General features: G+C 71.2%; 17 protein-coding genes. 7 read left to right on the plus strand and 10 right to left on the minus strand.

Features of this window, described 5'->3' with window-relative positions; all coding sequences use genetic code 11:
• Positions 1-5: 5 nt before the first annotated feature.
• Positions 6-683 carry an HAD family hydrolase gene (locus OHS17_RS12540; RefSeq protein ID WP_018100817.1) on the minus strand — a complete coding sequence of 226 codons (678 nt, stop codon included), beginning with the start codon at positions 681-683 and terminating at the stop codon, positions 6-8.
• Positions 684-722: 39 nt separating this feature from the next.
• Complete coding sequence (locus OHS17_RS12545; protein WP_073863714.1) at positions 723-1,229, minus strand: DUF6912 family protein; 507 nt, start codon at positions 1,227-1,229, stop codon at positions 723-725.
• A gap of 283 nt (positions 1,230-1,512) precedes the next feature.
• Between OHS17_RS12545 and OHS17_RS12550 the strand changes: the two genes are divergently transcribed.
• Complete coding sequence (locus OHS17_RS12550; protein WP_018100819.1) at positions 1,513-1,932, plus strand: Rv3235 family protein; 420 nt, start codon at positions 1,513-1,515, stop codon at positions 1,930-1,932.
• A gap of 345 nt (positions 1,933-2,277) precedes the next feature.
• Here OHS17_RS12550 and secA read toward each other — a convergent pair whose 3' ends face one another.
• Complete coding sequence (gene secA / locus OHS17_RS12555; RefSeq protein ID WP_018100820.1) at positions 2,278-5,097, minus strand: preprotein translocase subunit SecA; 2,820 nt, start codon at positions 5,095-5,097, stop codon at positions 2,278-2,280.
• Positions 5,098-5,347: 250 nt separating this feature from the next.
• On the opposite strand from secA, the gene OHS17_RS12560 reads away from it, so the two are divergent.
• Complete coding sequence (locus OHS17_RS12560; RefSeq protein WP_330315238.1) at positions 5,348-5,938, plus strand: GNAT family N-acetyltransferase; 591 nt, start codon at positions 5,348-5,350, stop codon at positions 5,936-5,938.
• 10 nt (positions 5,939-5,948) lie between these two features.
• A complete protein-coding gene (locus tag OHS17_RS12565; protein WP_330312229.1) occupies positions 5,949-7,124 on the plus strand; it encodes a winged helix-turn-helix domain-containing protein in 1,176 nt (391 codons plus the stop codon).
• Positions 7,125-7,155: 31 nt separating this feature from the next.
• On the opposite strand, the gene OHS17_RS12570 is transcribed toward OHS17_RS12565, so the two are convergent.
• The 7 genes from OHS17_RS12570 to mtnA all read right to left on the minus strand — a co-directional run bounded on the left by OHS17_RS12570 (position 7,156) and on the right by mtnA (position 15,666).
• Entirely contained in the window at positions 7,156-7,911 is a 756-nt protein-coding gene (locus OHS17_RS12570) for a response regulator transcription factor (RefSeq protein WP_330312230.1), read from the minus strand.
• 185 nt (positions 7,912-8,096) lie between these two features.
• A complete protein-coding gene (gene hpf / locus OHS17_RS12575) occupies positions 8,097-8,786 on the minus strand; it encodes a ribosome hibernation-promoting factor, HPF/YfiA family (RefSeq protein ID WP_330312231.1) in 690 nt (229 codons plus the stop codon).
• A 322-nt stretch (positions 8,787-9,108) separates the two neighbouring features.
• A complete protein-coding gene (locus OHS17_RS12580) occupies positions 9,109-9,855 on the minus strand; it encodes a ComF family protein (protein ID WP_330312232.1) in 747 nt (248 codons plus the stop codon).
• 66 nt (positions 9,856-9,921) lie between these two features.
• The gene (locus tag OHS17_RS12585) at positions 9,922-11,691 is read right to left on the minus strand and encodes an LpqB family beta-propeller domain-containing protein (protein ID WP_330315239.1); all 1,770 of its coding nucleotides are present in this window, start codon (positions 11,689-11,691) and stop codon (positions 9,922-9,924) included.
• Between the two features lie 85 nt (positions 11,692-11,776).
• Positions 11,777-13,825, minus strand: a complete 2,049-nt coding sequence (mtrB, locus tag OHS17_RS12590; protein WP_330312233.1) for an MtrAB system histidine kinase MtrB — start codon at positions 13,823-13,825, stop codon at positions 11,777-11,779.
• A 1-nt stretch (position 13,826) separates the two neighbouring features.
• Positions 13,827-14,516, minus strand: a complete 690-nt coding sequence (mtrA, locus tag OHS17_RS12595; RefSeq protein WP_005316841.1) for a two-component system response regulator MtrA — start codon at positions 14,514-14,516, stop codon at positions 13,827-13,829.
• A gap of 4 nt (positions 14,517-14,520) precedes the next feature.
• Positions 14,521-15,666 carry an S-methyl-5-thioribose-1-phosphate isomerase gene (gene mtnA, locus OHS17_RS12600; RefSeq protein WP_161208693.1) on the minus strand — a complete coding sequence of 382 codons (1,146 nt, stop codon included), beginning with the start codon at positions 15,664-15,666 and terminating at the stop codon, positions 14,521-14,523.
• A 140-nt stretch (positions 15,667-15,806) separates the two neighbouring features.
• Here mtnA and OHS17_RS12605 point away from each other — a divergent pair, with 140 nt between their 5' ends.
• From OHS17_RS12605 to OHS17_RS12620, 4 genes are all read left to right on the plus strand, one after another.
• Positions 15,807-17,255 (plus strand): glycerophosphoryl diester phosphodiesterase membrane domain-containing protein, encoded by a 1,449-nt coding sequence (locus tag OHS17_RS12605; RefSeq protein WP_330312234.1) that lies wholly within the window; start codon positions 15,807-15,809, stop codon positions 17,253-17,255.
• Positions 17,256-17,319: 64 nt separating this feature from the next.
• On the plus strand, positions 17,320-17,946 hold the full coding sequence (locus OHS17_RS12610) for a DUF4129 domain-containing protein (RefSeq protein ID WP_330312235.1): 627 nt from the start codon (positions 17,320-17,322) through the stop codon (positions 17,944-17,946).
• Positions 17,943-19,172, plus strand: coding sequence for a DUF4350 domain-containing protein (locus tag OHS17_RS12615; protein ID WP_330312236.1), 1,230 nt, complete (start codon positions 17,943-17,945; stop codon positions 19,170-19,172). Before OHS17_RS12610 ends, OHS17_RS12615 begins: the two co-directional genes overlap by 4 nt.
• The gene (locus OHS17_RS12620; protein ID WP_330312237.1) at positions 19,169-20,185 is read left to right on the plus strand and encodes an AAA family ATPase; all 1,017 of its coding nucleotides are present in this window, start codon (positions 19,169-19,171) and stop codon (positions 20,183-20,185) included. The genes OHS17_RS12615 and OHS17_RS12620 overlap by 4 nt, the downstream gene beginning before the upstream one ends.
• The last annotated feature ends 7 nt before the right edge of the window (positions 20,186-20,192 follow it).

A 20,192-nucleotide genomic window follows, 5' to 3' on the forward strand; every position in this document is an offset into this window, starting at 1 on the left:
TCCGGCTACCGGGTGAGCTGCTCGGCGAGGGCGATCGCCTCGGTCAACGTGTCCACGACGGGGACACCGGCCTTCTCCAGGCTGGCACGGCTGTGCGAACCGCCCGTGTAGAGGACGGCCTTGGCACCGGCGTGCGCGGCGGCCACGGCGTCGTCCACCGCGTCACCTATGACGACCGTGTGCTGCGGGGATATCCCGTCCATGGCCGCGAGGTGCCGCCGCATGTACTCCGACTTGCTGCCGCCGGAGGGGCCGGTGCGCCCGTCCACGCGGACGAAGTGCCGCTCGATGCCGAAACCGCGCACGACGGGGACGAGCTCCTCGTGCCGGTACATGCTCATGATCGACTGGCTGCGCCCGGTCAGCTGCCACCCGGCCAGCAGCTCGGCGGCCCCGGCGGTGAGCCCGCAGGCGTCGCGCTGCTCGGTGTAGTGGCGGTGGAAGATCCCGTCCATCCGCTCCCACTCGGCGTCGGTGGGCAGGCGCCCCATCAGCCGCTCGTAGAACCGGGGTATCGGGATGCAGTACATCTCCCGGTACTGCTCCACGGTGATCGGCGCCAGGCCGACCTCCCCGAACGCGGCGTTGGTCGCGCCGACGACGGCGGTGTTGTCGTCGAGCAGCGTGCCGTTCCAGTCCCAGACCAGATGCGTGCGGTGGTGTTCCCCCGGTGCGATCCCCATGCCGGAAACGGTACTCGCCTCCACTGACAACGCCCTCGCCTACCCGATCAGGCCGGGGATCTCCTGCACCCCGAACCACAGCAGCTCGTGGTCCTCGGCGCCGTCGACGGTGAACTGCGCGTCGTCGTCCCCGAGGTCCGCCGCCCCGAGCGCGGCCGCGGCGGCGGTGACGTCCTGGTCCGCGTCGTCGGAGTCGACGTGCACCGCGGCGGCCTTGGCCAGCGGCACGGCGGAGGCGATCGTGACCTCGCCGAGCGAGGAGGCGTCCAGGATGTGGTCCGGGTCGGCGACGGCGGCCCCGTCCGGCACGTCGACGGCGACGACGACGCGGCGCCGGGCGGCCTGCGGGTCCCCGGCGATCAGGCGCAGCGAGGCGGAGGCGGCCCGGTTGAGCGCCGCGTACTCCAGCTCCTCGATGTCGTCGGAGACGTACCACTCGCGCAGCGCCGGGGTGACGGCGTAGGCGGTGAGCGGACCGGGCCCCAGCTCACCGGCCCGGTGCGCGGCGGCGAGCCCGGCGAGGGTCAGGGGTACGTACACGCGCATGGCTCGGCCGCTTTCGTAGTCGGAGACGCCCTCAGGATACGTGCGACGTCCCCCTTTGGGGTTACGCGTATCCCCCGGCCCCCGTCCACCTCACGCCGCCCACTCACCCTGCCCGCCCCGGCCCCCGCTCGCCCCATCACCCGCCCGCCACCCGGACAGGTGAATCCCACCGCACCCCGGCTCCCCTCCCCGACACTTGCGACAAATCCGACGCCCCCGTAGAAGATCACCAACAGAAGTTACCGCCCGGTAAAACCGGGCCTCTGGAGCACGGGGGCGACAGATGACCACGAACAGGACCCGGCCCGCAGGCCGCAAGGACACCCGCAGGCCCGAAGCCGTACCCGCCCAGCGCCACCGCGTCCCGAGGCGCATGCGCCCCCACCACTGGTTCGCGGAACGCCTGCTCGCGGTCCTGAGCGGCCAGCGCCCGGTCCACTGGATGCTGGGCCACACGATCGGCGACGCCTACGACCAGCTGGCCGAACTGGCCCCCACGACACCCCTGCGCACCCGAGGCACCCGCCCGGTCATCCGCATGTGCCGAGGCGCCCAGCCGGCCCCCGGCGTAGTGGAGGCCTGCGCCAGCATCGCCGCGGGCGAGGAGGTCCGGGCCATGGCCTTCCGCCTGGAACAGGGCGCGGACCTGCGCTGGCGCTGCGCGGCGGTGGAACTGGGCAACACACCGATGCGAACCCGGTGAGCGGACGAGCCGGGCGCTCGCGGGGCCCGCCGGGGCGAGCCCCACACAAAGGGGCCAGGGGCCCGCAAAAGGGCCAGAGGCGACCGAGGGTTCACACAGGGCCCAGGAGGCTCGCACAGGGCCACACAGGCACCCGCAAGGGCCTCCCAACCGGCCCAGGCGCAATCTCCCAGCCCCGCCGGCGTTTGAGGCGCGGGGTCCGGGGCAGCGCCCCGGTTTCGGGAAGGGGCGGGTAGGGGAACACGCCCGCCGCAGGCGCCCCCACCCGCACCCCACCCCGAACACGGCTGGGCCGGACACCACCCGGTGCCCGGCCCAGCCGCCAACCCACAACGTCAGCGCAAGCTACTTCTTACGCCGCCGCCCCCCAGAAGACTTCTGCGCCTTACGCCGCTCCGCCCGAGTAAGCCCGTCCGACTCCGACCCGGCACCGACCCCGGCCCCGTCCCCGTTCGCGAAGTCGCCCTCGACGACCCCGCCCTCCCCGTCAACCGTGGGAGCGGAGAAGTGCAGCCGGTCCGGCCGCTGCGGAGCGTCCAGCCCCTTCGCCCGGATCTCCGGCCGCGAGGCCGGCACCGCGTCCTCCTTGGACAGCGAGGTCGCCGCGTCCTCGACCGGCACCTCCTCGACCTGCTGCTCGACCTGGACCTCCAGGTTGAACAGGTAGCCGACGGACTCCTCCTTGATGCCCTCCATCATGGCGTTGAACATGTCGAAGCCCTCGCGCTGGTACTCGACCAGCGGGTCCTTCTGGGCCATGGCCCGCAGGCCGATGCCCTCCTGGAGGTAGTCCATCTCGTAGAGGTGCTCACGCCACTTGCGGTCCAGGACGGACAGCACCACACGCCGCTCCAGCTCACGCATGATCTCGGAGCCGAGCGTCTTCTCCCGCTCGTCGTACTGCTCGTGGATGTCTTCCTTGACCGACTCGGCGATGAACTCCGCCGTGACCCCGGCCAGATCCCCGGCGGTCTCCTCCAGCTCGGCGACGGTGACCTTCACCGGGTAGAGCTGCTTGAACGCGCCCCACAGCCGGTCGAGGTCCCACTCCTCGGCGAAGCCCTCCGCCGTCTCCTGGCGGATGTAGTCGTCGATGGTGTCGTCCATGAAGTGGCGGATCTGCTCCTGCAGGTCCTCGCCCTCCAGGACCCGGCGCCGCTCGCCGTAGATGACCTCACGCTGCCGGTTGAGCACCTCGTCGTACTTCAGGACGTTCTTACGCGTCTCGAAGTTCTGCTGCTCGACCTGCGACTGCGCGGACGCGATGGCCCGCGTCACCATCTTGTTCTCGATCGGCACATCGTCCGGCACGTTGGCCATCGACATGACACGCTCGACCATCTGCGCCTTGAACAGCCGCATCAGGTCGTCGCCGAGCGACAGGTAGAAGCGGGACTCGCCCGGGTCGCCCTGACGACCGGAACGACCGCGCAGCTGGTTGTCGATGCGGCGCGACTCGTGCCGCTCGGTGCCCAGCACGTAGAGCCCGCCGAGGTCCTTGACCTCCTCGAACTCCGCCCGCACGGACTCCTCGGCCTTCTCCAGCGCGGCGGGAAGGGCGGCGGCCCACTCCTCGACGTGCTCGACGGGGTCGAGCCCGCGCTGCCGCAGCTCCGCCTCGGCGAGGTCGTCCGGGTTGCCGCCGAGCTTGATGTCGGTGCCTCGTCCGGCCATGTTCGTCGCGACGGTCACCGCGCCCTTGCGGCCGGCCTGGGCGACGATCGTCGCCTCCCGGTCGTGCTGCTTGGCGTTGAGCACCTCGTGCTGGACACCGCGCTTGGAGAGCTGCTGCGAGAGGTACTCCGACTTCTCGACGGAGGTGGTGCCGACGAGGATCGGCTGCCCCTTCTCGTGCTTCTCCGCGATGTCGTCCACGACGGCGGCGAACTTCGCGACCTCGGTGCGGTAGATCAGGTCCGACTGGTCGACGCGCTGCATCGGCCGGTTCGTCGGGATCGGCACCACGCCGAGCTTGTAGATCTGGTGGAACTCGGCGGCCTCGGTCATCGCCGTACCGGTCATGCCGGAGAGCTTGTTGTAGAGGCGGAAGAAGTTCTGCAGGGTGATCGTGGCGAGCGTCTGGTTCTCGTCCTTGATGTCCACCCCTTCCTTCGCCTCGATCGCCTGGTGCATGCCCTCGTTGTAGCGGCGGCCGGCGAGGATACGGCCGGTGTGCTCGTCGACGATCATGACTTCGCCGTCGATGACGACGTAGTCCTTGTCCTTCTTGAAGAGTTCCTTGGCCTTGATGGCGTTGTTGAGGTACCCGACGAGGGGGGTGTTCACCGACTCGTACAGGTTCTCGATGCCGAGCCAGTCCTCGACCTTGGAGACACCGGACTCGTGGATCGCCACGGTCCGCTTCTTCTCGTCGACCTCGTAGTCGCCGGTCTCCTCGATGCCCTTGAGCGGGTTGCCCGCCTCGCCCTTGGTGAGGCGCGTGACCAGCTTGGCGAAGTCGCCGTACCACTTGGTGGCCTGGTCGGCGGGACCGGAGATGATCAGCGGCGTACGGGCCTCGTCGACCAGGATCGAGTCGACCTCGTCCACGATCGCGAAGTTGTGGCCGCGCTGGACCAGCTCTTCCTTCGACCACGCCATGTTGTCGCGGAGGTAGTCGAACCCGAACTCGTTGTTCGTGCCGTACGTGATGTCGCAGGCGTACTGCTCACGGCGCTGGGCCGGAGTCATGTTCGCGATGATGCAGCCGACGTCGAGCCCGAGGAACTTGTGGACCCGGCCCATCATCTCGGAGTCACGCGAGGCCAGGTAGTCGTTCACCGTGATCAGGTGGACGCCGTCGCCGGACAGGGCGTTCAGATACGCGGGCAGCGTGCCGACGAGGGTCTTGCCCTCACCGGTCTTCATCTCGGCCACATAGCCGAGGTGCAGCGCGGCGCCGCCCATGATCTGGACGTCGTAGTGGCGCTGGCCGAGGACACGCTTGGCCGCCTCGCGGACGGTCGCGAACGCCTCGGGAAGCAGGTCGTCCAGGCTCTCGCCGTCCGCGTACCGTTCCTTGTACTCGTCGGTGAGCGCCCGCAGCTCGGCGTCGGAGAGGTTGACGAAGTCCTCTTCGATGGAGCTGACCTGGTCCGCGATGCGGTGCAGTTTGCGCAGGATCTTGCCTTCGCCTGCACGCATGAGCTTGTTGAAGACGGACACTGAGGCTGGTCTCCTTGCCGGTCGGGCCTGGGCACGGGTCGTGTGATGGACGCTGGCACGGGCACGGCAGGTGGGCCCCACCGCAACGGTCATCGTAAGCGAGGACCCCGCCGCGCCGGGAGGGCTGCCACCGCGTTCTCCCCGCGGTGCCCTTCAGAGTCAACGGACGAAGGGCACCGAAGGTGCCGGGGAATCACGAAAAGTACTCGCGTCCTCACCGGCACCTCACCAGAATCCCTTCATGGAAGCCATCGAACCGATCGCCCTCACCACCGACCGCCTGCTGCTGCGACCCTTCACCCCCGACGACACCGACGCGGTGTACGAGGAGTGCCAGGACCCGGAGATCCAGCGCTGGACGGTCGTCCCCTCGCCGTACGACCGTTCCGACGCGGAGTTCTTCACCGAGCGGATGTGCCCCGAGGGCTGGCGGGACGGCTCCATGTACAACTTCGCCGTGCGGACCCGTGAGGACGGGGCCCTGGCGGGCGCGCTCGGCGTCAACCGCCGCACCCTTTCGGGCACGTACGAGATCGGCTTCTGGACCGCGAAGGAGCGGCGCGGCCGCGGCTACATGACCGAGGCCGTCCTGTGCGCCGCCCGCTGGGCCTTCACCTCGCTGGGCTGCGACCGGCTGGAGTGGCGTGCGGAGATCGGCAACGCCCCGTCGCGGGCCGTCGCGCTGCGCGCAGGCTTCCGCATGGAGGGCGAGCAGCGCTCGGGCCTGCTCAACAAGGGCGTACGCCGCGATACGTGGGTGGGCGCGCTGCTCCCCGCGGACCTGGGTCTGCCGGGCACCGCCCCGTACGTTCCGGCGGGCGGTGTCAGTGCCGCCCCCTAGAGTGCGGAGCATGACGTCTGTGCAGCCACCCGCAGTCGAACTCTCCGCCGACCAGGCCCGCAGAATAGCCCTGCGGGCCCAGGGCTTCCTGGGCGCACCGGACCGCCGGTCGGGGGTGCCCGGGGTGCTGCGCCACCTCGGCGCCGTACAGCTGGACACGATCTCGGTGCTGGCCCGCTCGCACGAGCTGATCCCGTACGCGCGCCTGGGCGCGATCGGGCGGCGCACGGTCGAGGAGGCGTACTGGTCGGGCGGCCGCGCCTTCGAGTACTGGTCGCACGCGGCGTGCATCCTGCCCGTCGAGGAGTGGCCGCACTTCGCGTTCCGCCGCCGCGCCTACCGCGCCCGGCCGCAGTGGTCCCACGACCTGCCGGACGGCGCGTACGACACCGTCATCAAGCAGTTGACCGCCGAGGGCCCGCTGACGGCGACGGAGCTGGGCGGCGCGAAGAACGGCGGGGAGTGGTGGGACTGGTCCGCCTCGAAGGTGGCCGTCGAGCGGGCCCTGATGTACGGCGAGGTGGTGTGCACCGAGCGGCGCGGCTGGAAGCGGGTCTACGACCTCGCGGAGCGCGCCCTGCCCGACACCGTGTTCCACGACGACCTGGACGACGCGGAGTGCCTGCGCCGCCTCGTCGCGCTCGCCGGTCAGTCGCTGGGCGTGGGCACCCGGGCGGACATCGCCGACTACCACCGTCTCAAGGGCGAGCAGTTCGACGCCGTGGTGGCGGACTCCGGGCTGGTGCCGGTGACCGTGGAGGGCTGGTCGAAGCCGGCCTGGGCGGACCCGGCGGCGCTGGCCTCCGAGCCCCGGGGCCGGCACCGGACGACGCTGCTGTCGCCGTTCGACTCGCTGGTCTGGGAGCGGGCGCGGACCGAGCGGATCTTCGGTTTCACCCACCGCCTCGAGGCGTACGTGCCCAAGCAGAAGCGGATCCACGGCTACTTCGCGATGCCGCTGCTGGCGGGCGGGAAGCTTCAGGGCCGGGTCGACCCGGCCCGTGAGGGGACGACGCTGATCGCCCGGCAGGTGTCCCTGGCGGGCGCGAAGGCCGTGGCACCGATGGCTCAGGCCCTGGTGGAGGCGGCTTCCTGGGTCGGCTGCACGGACGTCCGGCTGGAGCGTGTGGAGGCTCCGGAGCTGCGCGGGCCGCTTTCGGCGGAGATCGCCCGCCTGCTGGCCTGACCGCGCCCGGTGCGCCGGCCGTCGCGCCGGTTCACCGGATCTCCAGGATCTTCTCCCGCATCGCGTAGACGACCGCTTCCATCCGGGAGTGGAGCTGGAGCTTCTCCAGAATGTTGCGGACGTGGTTCTTCACGGTGTTCTCGGAAATGAACAGTTGCTTCGCGATATCGCGATTGTTCATGCCGGTCGCGACCAGTTTGAGGACTTCCAGTTCCCGTTCGGTCAGCCGGGGCGCCGGGACCAGCCGGCGTTCATCGGTGCGCTGGATCATCGACTTGAACTCGGTGAGCAGTTTCGACGCCATCGACGGACTGATCTGGGACTGCCCGTCGGCGACCGCGCGAATCGCGGTGGACACCTCGTCCGTGGAGATCTCCTTGAGGAGATAACCCGTGGCCCCGGCCTTGATCGCCTCGTAGAGATCGGCTTCCTCGTCGCTGATCGTCAGCATGATGATCTTCGCACTGGGAGCCACTTCCTTGATCGACGTGCAGGCCTCGATTCCGCCTCGCCGGGGCATCCGCACATCCATCAGCACGATGTCCGGGAGCAGGTCGGCCGCCTTGTCGACCGCCTCGGCGCCGTCCCCGGCCTCACCGACGACCTCGATGTCCTCCTCGTGCGCGAGGACGATCTCCAGCCCTCTGCGGAAGAGCGCGTGGTCGTCCACCACCAGGACCCGGATCGGCTCCTTGCGGTAGCCGCCGTCCCGGTCCGCACCGCCAAGGTCGCGTGCGGGATCCTCGGCATCACTCGCGTCGCGCACGGGCCCGAAGGTGTCCGCCATCGTTCCTCCCCCTGAAGGCCACGGCCTGAAATTCACGAACGGTCCGCCAACGGCAGTTCACAGAGCACCGATTGGCTTGGGCCGCCATGATTTCATGCCGGGACGGCAGTGCGGTGATGACTTGGCGACAGACGGGTGCCCCTGGGGGCGTACGGACGCTCCAGGGGCACCACTCGATGGTGGCGTCAGCCGCCGAGCGCGCCGCCCGCGCCGCCCGCCTCGTCGGCGGCCAGCGGGTCGGTCCTCAGGTGGATGACACCGTAGTCGTAGGCGTGTCGCCGGTAGACGACACTGGGTTCCTTCGTCTCGTTGTCCACGAACAGATAGAAGTCGTGTCCGACCAGTTCCATCTCGTAGAGGGCCTGGTCGAGCGACATGGGCGCCGCGACGTGCGTCTTCTCGCGCATCACCAGCGGACCTTCGCCCTGCACCTCGAGCGAACCGATCCTGGTGGTGGGTACGGGCTGTGCCGTCTCGTCGGAAATCAGCTCGCCGTCACCGTTGAAGGATGCCGCGTCCGGCACCATCTCTCCGACCTCGGCAGCGGGAATGCGCCCCGAGCCCCGGCGGCTGTAGCGCTTGTCGTGCTGCTTGCGCAGCCGGGCCTCCAGCTTGCCGGTGGCCAGGTCCAGCGCTGCGTACGGGTCGCCTGCGGCCGCTTCTGCCCTGATGACCGGTCCACGCGAGCGGAGCGTGATCTCCACCCGGTCGGAGCGGTCTGCCTGACGAGGGTTCGGCTCCTTGGACACCTCCACGTCGAGGCTGATCACCTTGCCGTCGAACTTCTGGATCTTGTCCAGCTTCAGCTTCTCGGCCACGTGCTTGCGGAACCGCTCGGGCACCTCGGTCTTGCGGCCCTTGACGACGATGTCCACGCAGAACTCCGTTCCCGGATCGCTCCGCTCGGCGGCGGAGCATCTCCCTTTTGCACCTGGTCCCGGTGATGGCCGGGACCGCGGACTCGGTGACTTCCACCTCCTCCTCCCCAGCCGGAGGGGTTTCCACCCCACCGGATTTCCGGTTTCCGAACCACTGGTGGGTCGCCTGCCCGAAACCTGATGGTGCATTCGTCGAGGGCCGGCATTCACCATTCCTCACACCCGAACATAGCCTGCTCGGACGGTTGTCGGCACCCGCTACTCGCACGTACCTCCGTTCAGGTCTTTTTACCCACTCACTACCTGCAACGATGCAAGTTCAGTTCCAGTTCCGGTTTATTTCCCGGCCGGCGGGACACGCTGCGTCGAAGGCCAAAGGGGGCGCCGCGACCACGGCCGCGTCACGCACGCGGGACCCCGCCCGCCCGCAGGCCGCACCGACCGCCCGGGCCGCCTCGGCGAGCGTGGCTCCCGTGGTCAGCAGGTCGTCCACCAGCACCACCCGTCCGGCGGTGAGCAGCCGCCCGCTCCCGGGCGCCACGTCCAGCGCCCCGGCCAGGTTGGCCCCGCGCTCCGCCGCGGTCAGGCCCGACTGGTCGGCCACCGCCCGCCGCTGCCGCAGCACCGGGGCGACGGTCGCCGTAACGCCCGTCCGCCGCAGCTGGGCGGCCGCCGCCAGCGCGATCCGGCGCGCCGGATCATGTCCGCGCGCCGCCACCGCCCGGCGCGCGGAAGGCACCGGTACGAGCAGCAGCAGCCGCCCGTCCGGATCCCGCCCGATTCCGGCCCGTATGGCACCCGCCAGCGCCCGGCCGAGCGGACGCGCCATCGCGAGCACACCGCGCTCCTTGTGGGCGAGCAGCACCGCCCGCACCGCGCCCTCGTATCCGGCGGCGGCATGCACCACCGGCAGCCCGGCGGGCTCCGGCGAGGGCCGCACCCGGCGCGGCGCTCCGCCGTACAGCCGCGCGCCGCACGCCTCGCACAGCTCCGTCCGCGCCCTGCCGCAGCCACCGCAGGCCACCGGAAGGACGAGCCCGCTGATCTCGCGCCACCACCCCCGCACACCTCAACTGTGCGCCTCCCGGAGCCGGCGGGCCACCCCTGTGGAAAACTCCGGCGGGCGGCGGTGTCAGCCCGGGTAGACCAGCGCCGAGCCCTCCTTGAGGACCGTCTGCCAGTTGTCGCCGGGGAGCAGCTTCACTATCCCGTCGCCGAAGGTGTCCGCCATGAGCGGCAGCTGCTCGTCGTCGGCGGCGGCGATGGCCAGCACCTGGTTCACCCCGGGCAGGACGCCCGAGGAGGGCGTCGAGCCGTCCGCCTGCACGTAGCGGACCTGCTGTACGCCGCCCTGTTCCTTGCCGACCACCACGAGGCGGCTGCGGCCGGACCAGGACACCGCCGTCACGTCCGCGAGCTGCGGCGCCGCCTGACGCAGGTCGACCACGGAGACCTGGTCGTCCTCCTGCGGGCCGAGCCGCTCGATCCTGCCGATCTTCAGCGTCGTATGGCCGTCCTTCGTCAGCAGCAGCGCTATGCGCACCCCGTCCGAGGAGAGCCGCAGCCCGGCGATCCGGCTGCCGCCCAGGCTCGGCACGGTCACTTCCTGCGGCTTGCCCGTGCCGTGGGGCAGCCTCAGCAGCCTGGAGTCCGCCGGGTCGCGGTCGGCGACCCAGAGGTCACCCCGGCCGTCCCAGCTGGGCGCCGTCAGCCGGTCCGCGGGGTCGGCCGCCTTGCTCGTCAGGGCCGGTACGGGGAGCTCGCCGTCCGCGGCGATGGAGGTCACGTAGAGCGACTCGTTGTGCTGGGAGAGCGCCGCGGCCGACTGCTCGTCCCGGGCCACGCCGACCGCGCTCACCTTCAGCGCGCCGTCGCCGAAGGGACCGGCCACCGGCTCCGGCTCGCCGCTGCCCCTGGTGCTGCCCGGGATGCGCTCCACCCGGCCCTTGGCATCCACGAAGTACTGGCTGTCGGGTCCGCCCGAGGAGCCGTCGGGGGCGTACGCCTCGGCCTGGTCCGCGTCGAGCACGCACAGCGGCGAACCGTCGGAACGCTGCAGCTCCACCTGCTCGACCCGCGCGGAGGTCAGGTCCCGGAGGGTGAAGAGGACCTGCGAGGCCATCATCCGGCAGTCCCGCTGCCCGGTCCCGTCCGCGTTCTTGTTGAGCGGGACCTTCAGGACGTTGCGGTCGTCGGGCGTCAGGGAGACGACGCTCTTCCCGAGGCCCGTCCCCTTGGGAAAGCGCGAGGCGACGACGGGCCGCAGCCAGTCGGTCGGACCTCGCAGAAGACTGCGGACCGCCTGCGTCACCGTGTCCATCCCGGTCGCCGGGTCGGTCCGGTTGCGGAGGTAGACGGGGTCGGCGACGAGCGGGGCGTCCGCGTCGGACCCCCCGGTCGCGAAGTAGTACTTATTGACCGAGCGGTACAGCCGCTTGAAGTCGGACTGGCCGAGCACCAGGCCGTCCGGCACCGAGTCGATGCGCCATTCCTTGCCCTCCGGCGTCTTCTCCCGCACCAGGTGGAGCGTGCGGGAGTAGTCCGTGGGGACGAGCGGCTGGTACGCGTTCTGCTCGTCGACCGTCGCCACCTGCTCCCCGGTCAGGGTGTAGATGACCTCGGTCGTGGAGCGGTCGTGGTCGTTGACCGGACGGTCGCTCCGGTTCGGCGCCTTGGCCAGCACGGTGGTCTCCGCGCTCGGCCTCCACCGGCGCGACGCCTCCTTGGTGAGGTACTTGCGCGTCGTCCGGAAGTCGGAGTCGTCGCTGGTCATCGACTCCAGGAAGCCGTCCACCACCTCATTCGGGGTGGCGCCGTCGCGTGGGGCGACCGCGTACACCTGCACCTGGGAGTCGCCGGGCTGCGAGGCGTCGACGGCCTTGATGTCCCCGGACACGGGCATCGAGCCGCAGGCCGACAGCACGAGCGCACCGCACCCGACCAGCACGGTCACCCCCACCACACGCCCACGGCCGCCCTGACGGCGGTCAGTCCTCACGGATCGTGTCCTCCCGCCCCGGTTCGCGCCCCGGAGAGTCGTTGTGACCGGTCTGCCGCTCCTCCGAGGGACGCGGCACCACCCGTGCCCCGTTGCCCGGCAGGGCCGCCGGGTGCACCGACACGGGCGCGGTCCTGGCCGGCACGGCTGCCCGGCCGGGCAGCGGGGCACGGCCCGTACCGGCGTGCTGCGAGGGCACGGCCAGCAGCCGGTGCCCGCCGCCCGTGCCGGTGTTCGTACCGGAGGTTCCCGTGGCGGAGGCGTCCTCGGCCCGCTCCCGGCTCTCCCGGTTGCGCCGCGAGTCCTCCGGCTCCAGCGGTATCGGCGAGCCCCGCAGCGGCTCGTCCGCCGTACGCGGCAGCGTCAGCCGGAACTGCGAACCGCCGCCGGGCTCGCCCCACGCCTGGAGCCAGCCGCCGTGCAGCCGGGCGTCCTCCACCGCGATGGAGAGGCCGAGGCCGGTGCCGCCGGTGGTCCGGGCCCGGGCCGGGTCGGCCCGCCAGAAGCGGTTGAAGACCCGGGTCGCCTCGCCGGGCTTCAGCCCCACTCCGTAGTCCCGGACGGCGACGGCGACCGCTCCGCCGGCCGCGCCCAGGCGCACGACCACGTCGCGCCCCTCCCCGTGCTCGACGGCGTTGACGACGAGGTTGCGCAGGACGCGCTCGACGCGCCGCGCGTCGGCCTCGGCGATCACCGGCTGCTCGTCGCCGACGACCCGGATCCGGGTGCCCTTGCGCTCGGCGAGCGGCTCGGCGCCGCCGATCACCCGGCGCACCACCTGCCGCAGGTCTATCGGCTCCGCCTCCAGCGCGGCGGCGCCGGCGTCGAAGCGGCTGATCTCCAGCAGGTCCGAGAGCAGCGACTCGAAGCGGTCGAGCTGGTCGCCCAGCAGCTCGGCGGACCGGGCCGTGATGGGGTCGAAGTCGACCCGCGCCTCGTGGATGACGTCTGCGGCCATCCGTACCGTCGTCAGCGGCGTACGCAGCTCGTGCGAGACGTCCGAGACGAACCGCCGCTGCATCCGGGACAGCTCCTCCAGCTGCTGGATCTTCAACTGGAGGCTCTGCGCCATCTTGTTGAAGGCCTCGCCGAGCCGGGCGATGTCGTCCTCGCCGGTGACCTTCATCCGTTCCTGGAGTCGCCCGGCGGAGAGCCGTTCGGCGATGCCCGCGGCCATGCGTACGGGGGTGACGACCTGGCGCACCACGAACCAGGCGATGGCGCCCAGCAGCACCACCACGAACAGGCCGGCGGTCGCCAGCGTGCCCTTGACCAGGGTCAGGGACTTCTCCTCCTGCGTGAGCGGGAAGACGTAGTACAGCTGGTACGGGTCGCGGTCGATGTCGTAGAGGCGCTTGCCGACGATGAGACCGGGCTGGGACTCCTGCCCGTCCTCGTACTGGATCAGCACATACGTCTGGAAGGCGCCGGGGCCCTTGTTCACCGCGTCCCGCAGGCTCTGCGGAATGCTCGCCGCCTTGACGTTCCCCGAAACACGGGGCGCGCGGGCGCCCTCGTCGGCACTGAGCGCCACCACGTTGAAGGCGTTCTTGCCGCCACTGGCGAGCTGGTCGACCAGCTCGGTGCGCCAGGAGTTGTTCTCGGTCGTACCGTCCGCCCCGTCGTCGCCCTGGCCGGCGACGGGGGTGAGCGGCGCGTTGGCCTTCTCCTGGGCGGCCGCGAACCCGCCCGCGGCCTGTGTCTGGGCCGCCTTGCCCTTCGCGTCGAGCAGGCCGTTGCGCACCTGCCCGATCACGACGAGGCCGAGCAGCAGCACCACTCCGAGCGACATCAGCAGCGTGCCCGCGACGACCCGCAACTGGAGGTTGCGACGCCACAGCCGCACGGCGGGCAGCAGCGGACGCCGCACCCAGCGCATCAGCAACCGCGGCAGCGGCCCGCCGGGCGCCCGGTCCTGGAACAACCGGCCGCCCTGCAGGAAGCGCTCGACGGGGGACGAGATGTGCCCTGAACCGGCAGCCCGCTCCGCACGGACTCCCGGCTCCCCGGGCTTCGGAGCAGTGCTACCCAGGGACATGTCAGCTCGGTCCGGCCTTGTAACCGACACCTCGGACGGTCACCACGATCTCCGGCCGCTCCGGGTCCTTCTCGACCTTGGAGCGGAGCCGCTGCACATGCACGTTGACCAGGCGGGTGTCCGCCGCGTGCCGGTAGCCCCAGACCTGTTCCAGGAGCACCTCACGGGTGAAGACCTGCCACGGCTTGCGCGCGAGCGCGACCAGCAGGTCGAACTCCAGCGGCGTCAGGGCGATGGACTGCCCGTCCCGCTTCACCGAGTGCCCGGCGACGTCTATGACCAGGTCCCCGATGGTCAGCTGCTCCGGGGCCGGCTCTTCGGACCTGCGCAGACGAGCCCTGATCCGGGCCACCAACTCCTTCGGTTTGAACGGCTTGACGATGTAGTCGTCGGCCCCGGACTCCAGGCCCACCACTACGTCAACCGTGTCGCTCTTGGCAGTGAGCATGACGATCGGCACACCCGACTCGGCCCTGATCAGCCTGCAGACCTCGATGCCGTCCCTACCGGGCAGCATGAGGTCGAGCAGGACCAGGTCCGGCTTCGCCTCTCGAAATGCAGCAAGTGCCTTGTCGCCGTCCGCTACGAACGACGGCTCGAAACCCTCACCACGCAGCACAATCCCGAGCATCTCGGCCAGTGCGGTGTCGTCGTCGACGACAAGGACGCGTCCCTTCATAAACGACATCATCCCATTAGCTAATCGTTACCTGCGATGATCTGGCACACAGCTCTGCCAGCCCGGCCCCCGTGACCGGCGAGATTACGCCTTCTTCCGTGACGATCGCCGTGACCAGCTCCGGCGGCGTGACATCGAAGGCGGGGTTGTACGACTGGGTCCCCACCGGGGCGACGAGCACTCCGCCCGTCTCCTCGTCCCCGACCCCGAACGGCGGGACTGTGAGCTCCGTCACTTCCCGACCGGAACGCTGCTCCACGGTGATGGACGCCCCGTCCGCCGTGAGCAGATCCACGGTCGTCGTCGGCGCCACCACGATGAACGGTACGTGGTGGTACTTGGCGAGCACCGCCAGCGGATAACTCCCCACCTTGTTGGCCACCGACCCGTCCGCGGCGATGCGGTCCGCCCCGATCAGCACGGCGTCCACCTCCCCCGCGGCGAACAGCGACCCCGCCGCGTTGTCCGTGAGCAGGCTGTACGGCATGCCGTTGCGCGCCGCCTCGTACGCGGTCAGCCGGGCACCCTGCAACAGCGGACGGGTCTCGTCCACCCACAGCCGCCTCAGCCGGCCCTCCCGGTGGGCCCCGAGCGCCACCGCGAACGCGGTGCCCTCACCCCCGGAGACGAGCGCCCCCGTGTTGCAGTGGGTCAGCAGCCGGTGGCCCCCGCCCGGAACCAGCTCGTCCAGCAGGGCGAGCCCGTGCCCGGCCATCCGCACGCTGGCCTCGGCGTCCTCCCGGTGCAGCGCCTTGGCCTCCGCCAGCGCGGCCGCCCCCGCCCGATCCTGACCGGCCCCCTTGTCGAGCGCCGCCCAGTACGCCGCAGCGGCCCGGCGCACGCCGTATCCCAGGTTCACGGCGGTGGGGCGCGCCCGCTCCAGGAGCCCGGTGGCCTCCGCCACGTCGTAGCCCCGCACCGCGGCCAGAGCAACACCGTAGGCACCGGCGATCCCCAGCAGAGGCGCCCCTCGCACGGCGAGGGTCCTGATCGCGTCCACCAGAGCCGGTACATCGGTGCACACCAGCTCCGTCTCCTCCGCGGGCAGCCGCCTCTGGTCGAGGAGCACCAGCACGGGGCCCTCCGGAGGCTCGTCCCAGCGAATTGACGGTAGTCCGTTGGGCTCGCTGCCCACCGGCGATTGCGCGTCCTGATCAGCCATCCACCCAGTCTGCCCGGTGACCCGCCCGGACCTGAAGGCACGAGCCGGTCACAGGGCCAGGCCCGGACGGCATCGACGCGTGGCACGATGGCTGCCAGCCTGACGCCGCGACGCGCGGACAGGACCGCGAAGGAGCGACAATGAACGACACTCCGGGCTGGGCCTCGCCCGGATCCGCCCCCTCCGACGACCAGCAGTCGAACGGCACCTCGGACCACCAGGTACCGGCCGACCGAGAAGCACCGGTTCGAGAAGCGGCCGACCGAGAAACGGCGGGCCGGGAAGCGGCAGGCCGACAAGTCGCAGGTCAGGAAGCTGGCCGTCAGGAGGCCGACGGCCAGGAGAAGGCGGACCGGGACACGGACCGCCCCGAAACGGGCATCCCCCGCCCCTCCGAACCGGCCGACGACACCGCCCCCTCGGGAACCTGGGCCGCCCAGCAGCCGCCCGCCGGTCAGTGGTCCCCTCCGAGCCCCACCGGAACCGGCCGCACCGCCCCGCAGCCCCACTCGGGCTGGGGCACCCGGGCACAGAGCCCCGGTTCCGGCACGGGCCCCGGCTGGAACGCGCCGCAGCGATCCGGCTGGGGCACACCGCCGCAAGGATCCGGCTGGGGCAGTCCGCCGCCGGCGGCGAAGCCCGGCGTCATCCCGCTCCGGCCGCTCGGCATCGGCGAGATCCTCGACGGCGCCGTCTCCACCATGCGCGCCCACTGGCGCACGGTCCTCGGCATCACGCTCGCGGTCTCGGTGATCGCCCAGGCCGCCATCCTCCTCATCCAGCGCTTCCTGGTGCCCGACCCTCCCTCGGTCGACAAGAACGCCACCGGCTCCGAGGCGCTGCGCCAGGCCACCGAGTCGCTCCGCTACAGCCTCCTCGATCTCGCCCCGCCCCTGATGGTCTCGATGCTGGCGACGATCTTCACCACGTCGGTGCTGACCGTGGTGATCAGCCGCTCGGTGCTGGGCCGCCCGGTCACCCTGTCCGAGGCCTGGGCCGAAGCCCGCCCCCGGCTGCTCTCCCTGCTGGGACTGACCCTCCTGCTCGCCGTCATGGGCGGAGCGATCATGACCGCCGGCATCCTCCCCGGGTTCCTGATCGGCGACACGGCGGGAGCCGGTCTCACCTTCCTCGGGCTGCTCGCCGCGACGGCCCTCTTCCTCTGGCTGTCGGTCCGGTTCAGCCTGGCCGCGCCCGCGCTGATGCTGGAGCGGCAGCCGATCGCCACCTCCATGCGACGCTCCGCGAAGCTGGTCCGTGGCGCCTGGTGGCGGACGTTCGGCGTTCTCGCCCTGACCGGGCTGCTGACGCTCATCGTGGGGCTGGTGGTCGGCATCCCCTTCGGTCTCCTCGCGGTGGGCATGGACGACGGCTCGCTGAGCTCCTTCGTCTCCGGGGAAGGCGCCGACTTCGGCTGGCCGTTCCTGATCATCTCCGCCATCGGTGACGTGGTCGCCGCCACCATCACGTATCCCCTCTCCGCCGGCGTCATGGCCCTTCTCTACGTGGACCAGCGCATCCGCCGCGAAGCGCTCGACCTCGACCTGGCCAAGGCAGCGGGCCTGCCCGGCTTCGACAACAGGAACTGACACCGTGCCGGGGGCGGGCGACGCGGCAGCACGGCTACTGGTACGAGCGAGCGGCGGCGCCCCCGTGGACACCGGCCGCCTCCCCGCCCGTGAGGCGGCCCGCCGCGAACTGTCCAAGGGCGCGTACCACGAGAACGACCCGAACCCCCTCCAGCCCGGCCTGGACCACCTGTGGACCTGGTTCGCCGACGTCGTCTCCGCAGCCTCCGTCGCCGCACCGGGCGGGCCCGCCGGCCTGATCGTTCTCGTCCTGATCGTCCTCGCCCTGGCCCTCGCGCTCCGGTGGCGGCTGGGCGCCCGACAGCCCGGCCGGAGGTCCGCCGAAGCACTCTTCGCACACGGTCCCCGCAGCGCCGCGGAGCACCGTGCCGCCGCCGAGGCCCACGCGGCCGCCGGCCGCTGGAACCAGGCCGTCCAGGAACGGATGCGGGCCCTCGTCCGCTCGCTCGAAGAACGGGCCCTGCTGGAACCCCGCCCCGGACGCACCGCCGACGAAGCGGCCGCAGAGGCGGGCCGCGCCCTCCCCACGTACGACACACGGCTACGGGCGGCGGCCCGGGTCTTCGATGACGTCACATACGGAGGCCGCTCCGCCGACCGGACGGCGCACCTGACTCTGGTCGACCTCGACCGCGCCGTCGAAACCGCCACCCCGCGACTGACCGGTGCCCGCGAGGAGGCCGTCGAATGACACCGGCCACCGCCCCGCCCGCCTCGTCCACCTCCATATCCGTCACGCCTCACGAGATATGGCGCCGCTCCCGCGGAGTGCTGCTCGCCGTCCTCCTGCTCGTCGTCACCGCGACAGCCCTGGCGGCCGCCCGCTCCGGGGACCAGCACGGCCGCCTCGACCCCCGCTCGGCGGATCGCTACGGCAGCAGGGCCATCGCCGAACTCCTCAAGGAGCACGGCGTATCCGTCCGCGTCGCCACCACCCTCCACGACGCCACGTCCGCGACCGGCCCCGACACAACCCTCCTGGTCACCGCCCCCAACCTGCTGACGCCCCACCAGCAGAGGGCTCTGCGCACAGCGACCACCGGCACGACCGGCCGCACCGTGCTCCTGGGCGCCGATTCCCCCTCCCTCGACACCCTGGCCCCCGGTGTGCGGGCACAGTCCGCCGCCCCCGTGGTCGCACGGCCCCCGCACTGCTCCCTGCCCGCGGCCCGGAGAGCCGGAGCCGTCGAAACGGGCGGCATCCGCTACGACGCCGAGGGCCTTGATACCGATGGCTGCTACCCCGCGGGGAGCCTGCCCTCCATGCTCCTCGTACGCGAGCCCGCAGCCGGCGACACCGTCCTGCTCGGCTCCCCCGACTTCTTGTACAACGAGCGCCTCGACCACCAGGGCGACGCGTCCTTGGCCCTGCAACTCCTCGGTTCTCGCCCTCATCTGGTCTGGTACCTCCCCTCGCTCACCGATCCCTCCGCCACCGGCAGCACGGCCGACGACACCACCAACACCGGCACCGCAGACGGCCGGAGCAGCTTCATCGAGCTGATCCCGTCCGGCTGGCTGTGGGGCACACTGCAACTCGCCGTCGCCGCCGTGCTCGCAGCGGTCTGGCGCGCCCGCCGCCTGGGCCCCCTTGTCAACGAGCGCCTGCCCGTTGCCATCCGGGCCTCCGAGTCCACCGAAGGCCGAGCCCGGCTCAGCCGCAGGGCCAACGCCCGCGATCGCGCCGCCGCGTCACTCCGCCACGCCACCCGCACCAAGCTGGCACCACTCGCCGGCGTCTCCCCCGGGGACGCTCACTCCCCCGCAGTGCTCCTCCCCGCTCTGTCCGCACGCCTCGGCCCGGCACACGGAAACCTCAGCGATCTCCTCTTCGGCCCCGCGCCCTCCGAGGACAGAGCCCTCGTACTTCTGGCCGACCAACTCGACTCCCTCGAAAGAGAGGTCCGCACCTCATGAGCGCCCCGCCGCCCGCGCCCACCGGGACAACTGGAACCGCCGGGCCCGCCGGCGTCGACACCCACAACGCAGCCCGCGCCGCCCTGGAAGCGCTGCGCTCCGAGATCACCAAGGCCGTGGTCGGCCAGGACCCCGCCGTCACCGGGCTCGTCGTCGCCCTGCTCTGCCGAGGGCACGTCCTCCTGGAGGGAGTCCCCGGCGTGGCAAAGACCCTGCTGGTCCGAGCCCTCGCCGCGTCGCTCGAACTGGACACCAAGCGGGTGCAGTTCACACCCGACCTGATGCCGAGCGATGTCACCGGCTCCCTCGTCTATGACGCGCGCACGACCGAGTTCTCCTTCCAGCCCGGCCCCGTCTTCACCAACCTCCTTCTCGCGGACGAGATCAACCGGACCCCGCCCAAGACGCAGTCGTCCCTCCTGGAGGCGATGGAAGAGCGTCAGGTCACGGTCGACGGCATGCCCCGCCCGCTGCCCGACCCCTTCCTCGTCGCCGCGACGCAGAACCCGGTCGAGTACGAGGGCACGTACCCCCTCCCGGAAGCCCAACTGGACCGGTTCCTGCTGAAACTGACCGTCCCGCTGCCCACGCGTGAGGACGAGGTCGCTGTCCTGACCCGCCATGCCGACGGATTCGATCCCCGTGATCTGAAGGCCGCAGGCATACGCCCGGTCGCCGGACCCGCAGACCTCGAAGCCGCCCGCGCCGCGGTCGCCGGGACGGCCGTCTCCCCCGAAATCGCCGGCTACGTAGTCGATATCTGTCGTGCCACGCGTGATTCCCCCTCGGTCTCTCTCGGTGTCTCCCCCCGTGGAGCCACTGCCCTGCTGTCCACCGCCCGAGCCTGGGCCTGGCTCACCGGCCGCGACTATGTGACCCCGGACGATGTGAAGGCCCTGGCCCTCCCGACGCTCCGGCACCGCATCCAACTGCGCCCCGAAGCCCAGATGGAAGCGGTCACCCCCGACTCCGTCATCACCGCTGTGCTCGCCCAAGTCCCCGTACCCCGGTGAGGCGATG

Source organism: Streptomyces sp. NBC_00523 (assembly GCF_036346615.1).
In the GTDB taxonomy this organism is placed as follows: Bacteria; Actinomycetota; Actinomycetes; order Streptomycetales; family Streptomycetaceae; genus Streptomyces.

What these genes read in the sequence shown, in the direction of transcription:
- OHS17_RS12570 (WP_330312230.1), bottom strand. Translation starts at nt 7,911, where the DNA reads ATGGCGGACACCTTCGGGCCCGTGCGCGACGCGAGTGATGCCGAGGAT.
- mtnA (WP_161208693.1), bottom strand. Translation starts at nt 15,666, where the DNA reads ATGGCTGATCAGGACGCGCAATCGCCGGTGGGCAGCGAGCCCAACGGA.
- OHS17_RS12620 (WP_330312237.1), top strand. Translation starts at nt 19,169, where the DNA reads ATGAGCGCCCCGCCGCCCGCGCCCACCGGGACAACTGGAACCGCCGGG.
- OHS17_RS12550 (WP_018100819.1), top strand. Translation starts at nt 1,513, where the DNA reads ATGACCACGAACAGGACCCGGCCCGCAGGCCGCAAGGACACCCGCAGG.
- OHS17_RS12565 (WP_330312229.1), top strand. Translation starts at nt 5,949, where the DNA reads ATGACGTCTGTGCAGCCACCCGCAGTCGAACTCTCCGCCGACCAGGCC.
- OHS17_RS12585 (WP_330315239.1), bottom strand. Translation starts at nt 11,691, where the DNA reads ATGCCCGTGTCCGGGGACATCAAGGCCGTCGACGCCTCGCAGCCCGGC.
- OHS17_RS12545 (WP_073863714.1), bottom strand. Translation starts at nt 1,229, where the DNA reads ATGCGCGTGTACGTACCCCTGACCCTCGCCGGGCTCGCCGCCGCGCAC.
- OHS17_RS12615 (WP_330312236.1), top strand. Translation starts at nt 17,943, where the DNA reads ATGACACCGGCCACCGCCCCGCCCGCCTCGTCCACCTCCATATCCGTC.
- OHS17_RS12540 (WP_018100817.1), bottom strand. Translation starts at nt 683, where the DNA reads ATGGGGATCGCACCGGGGGAACACCACCGCACGCATCTGGTCTGGGAC.
- mtrA (WP_005316841.1), bottom strand. Translation starts at nt 14,516, where the DNA reads ATGATGTCGTTTATGAAGGGACGCGTCCTTGTCGTCGACGACGACACC.
- OHS17_RS12605 (WP_330312234.1), top strand. Translation starts at nt 15,807, where the DNA reads ATGAACGACACTCCGGGCTGGGCCTCGCCCGGATCCGCCCCCTCCGAC.
- mtrB (WP_330312233.1), bottom strand. Translation starts at nt 13,825, where the DNA reads ATGTCCCTGGGTAGCACTGCTCCGAAGCCCGGGGAGCCGGGAGTCCGT.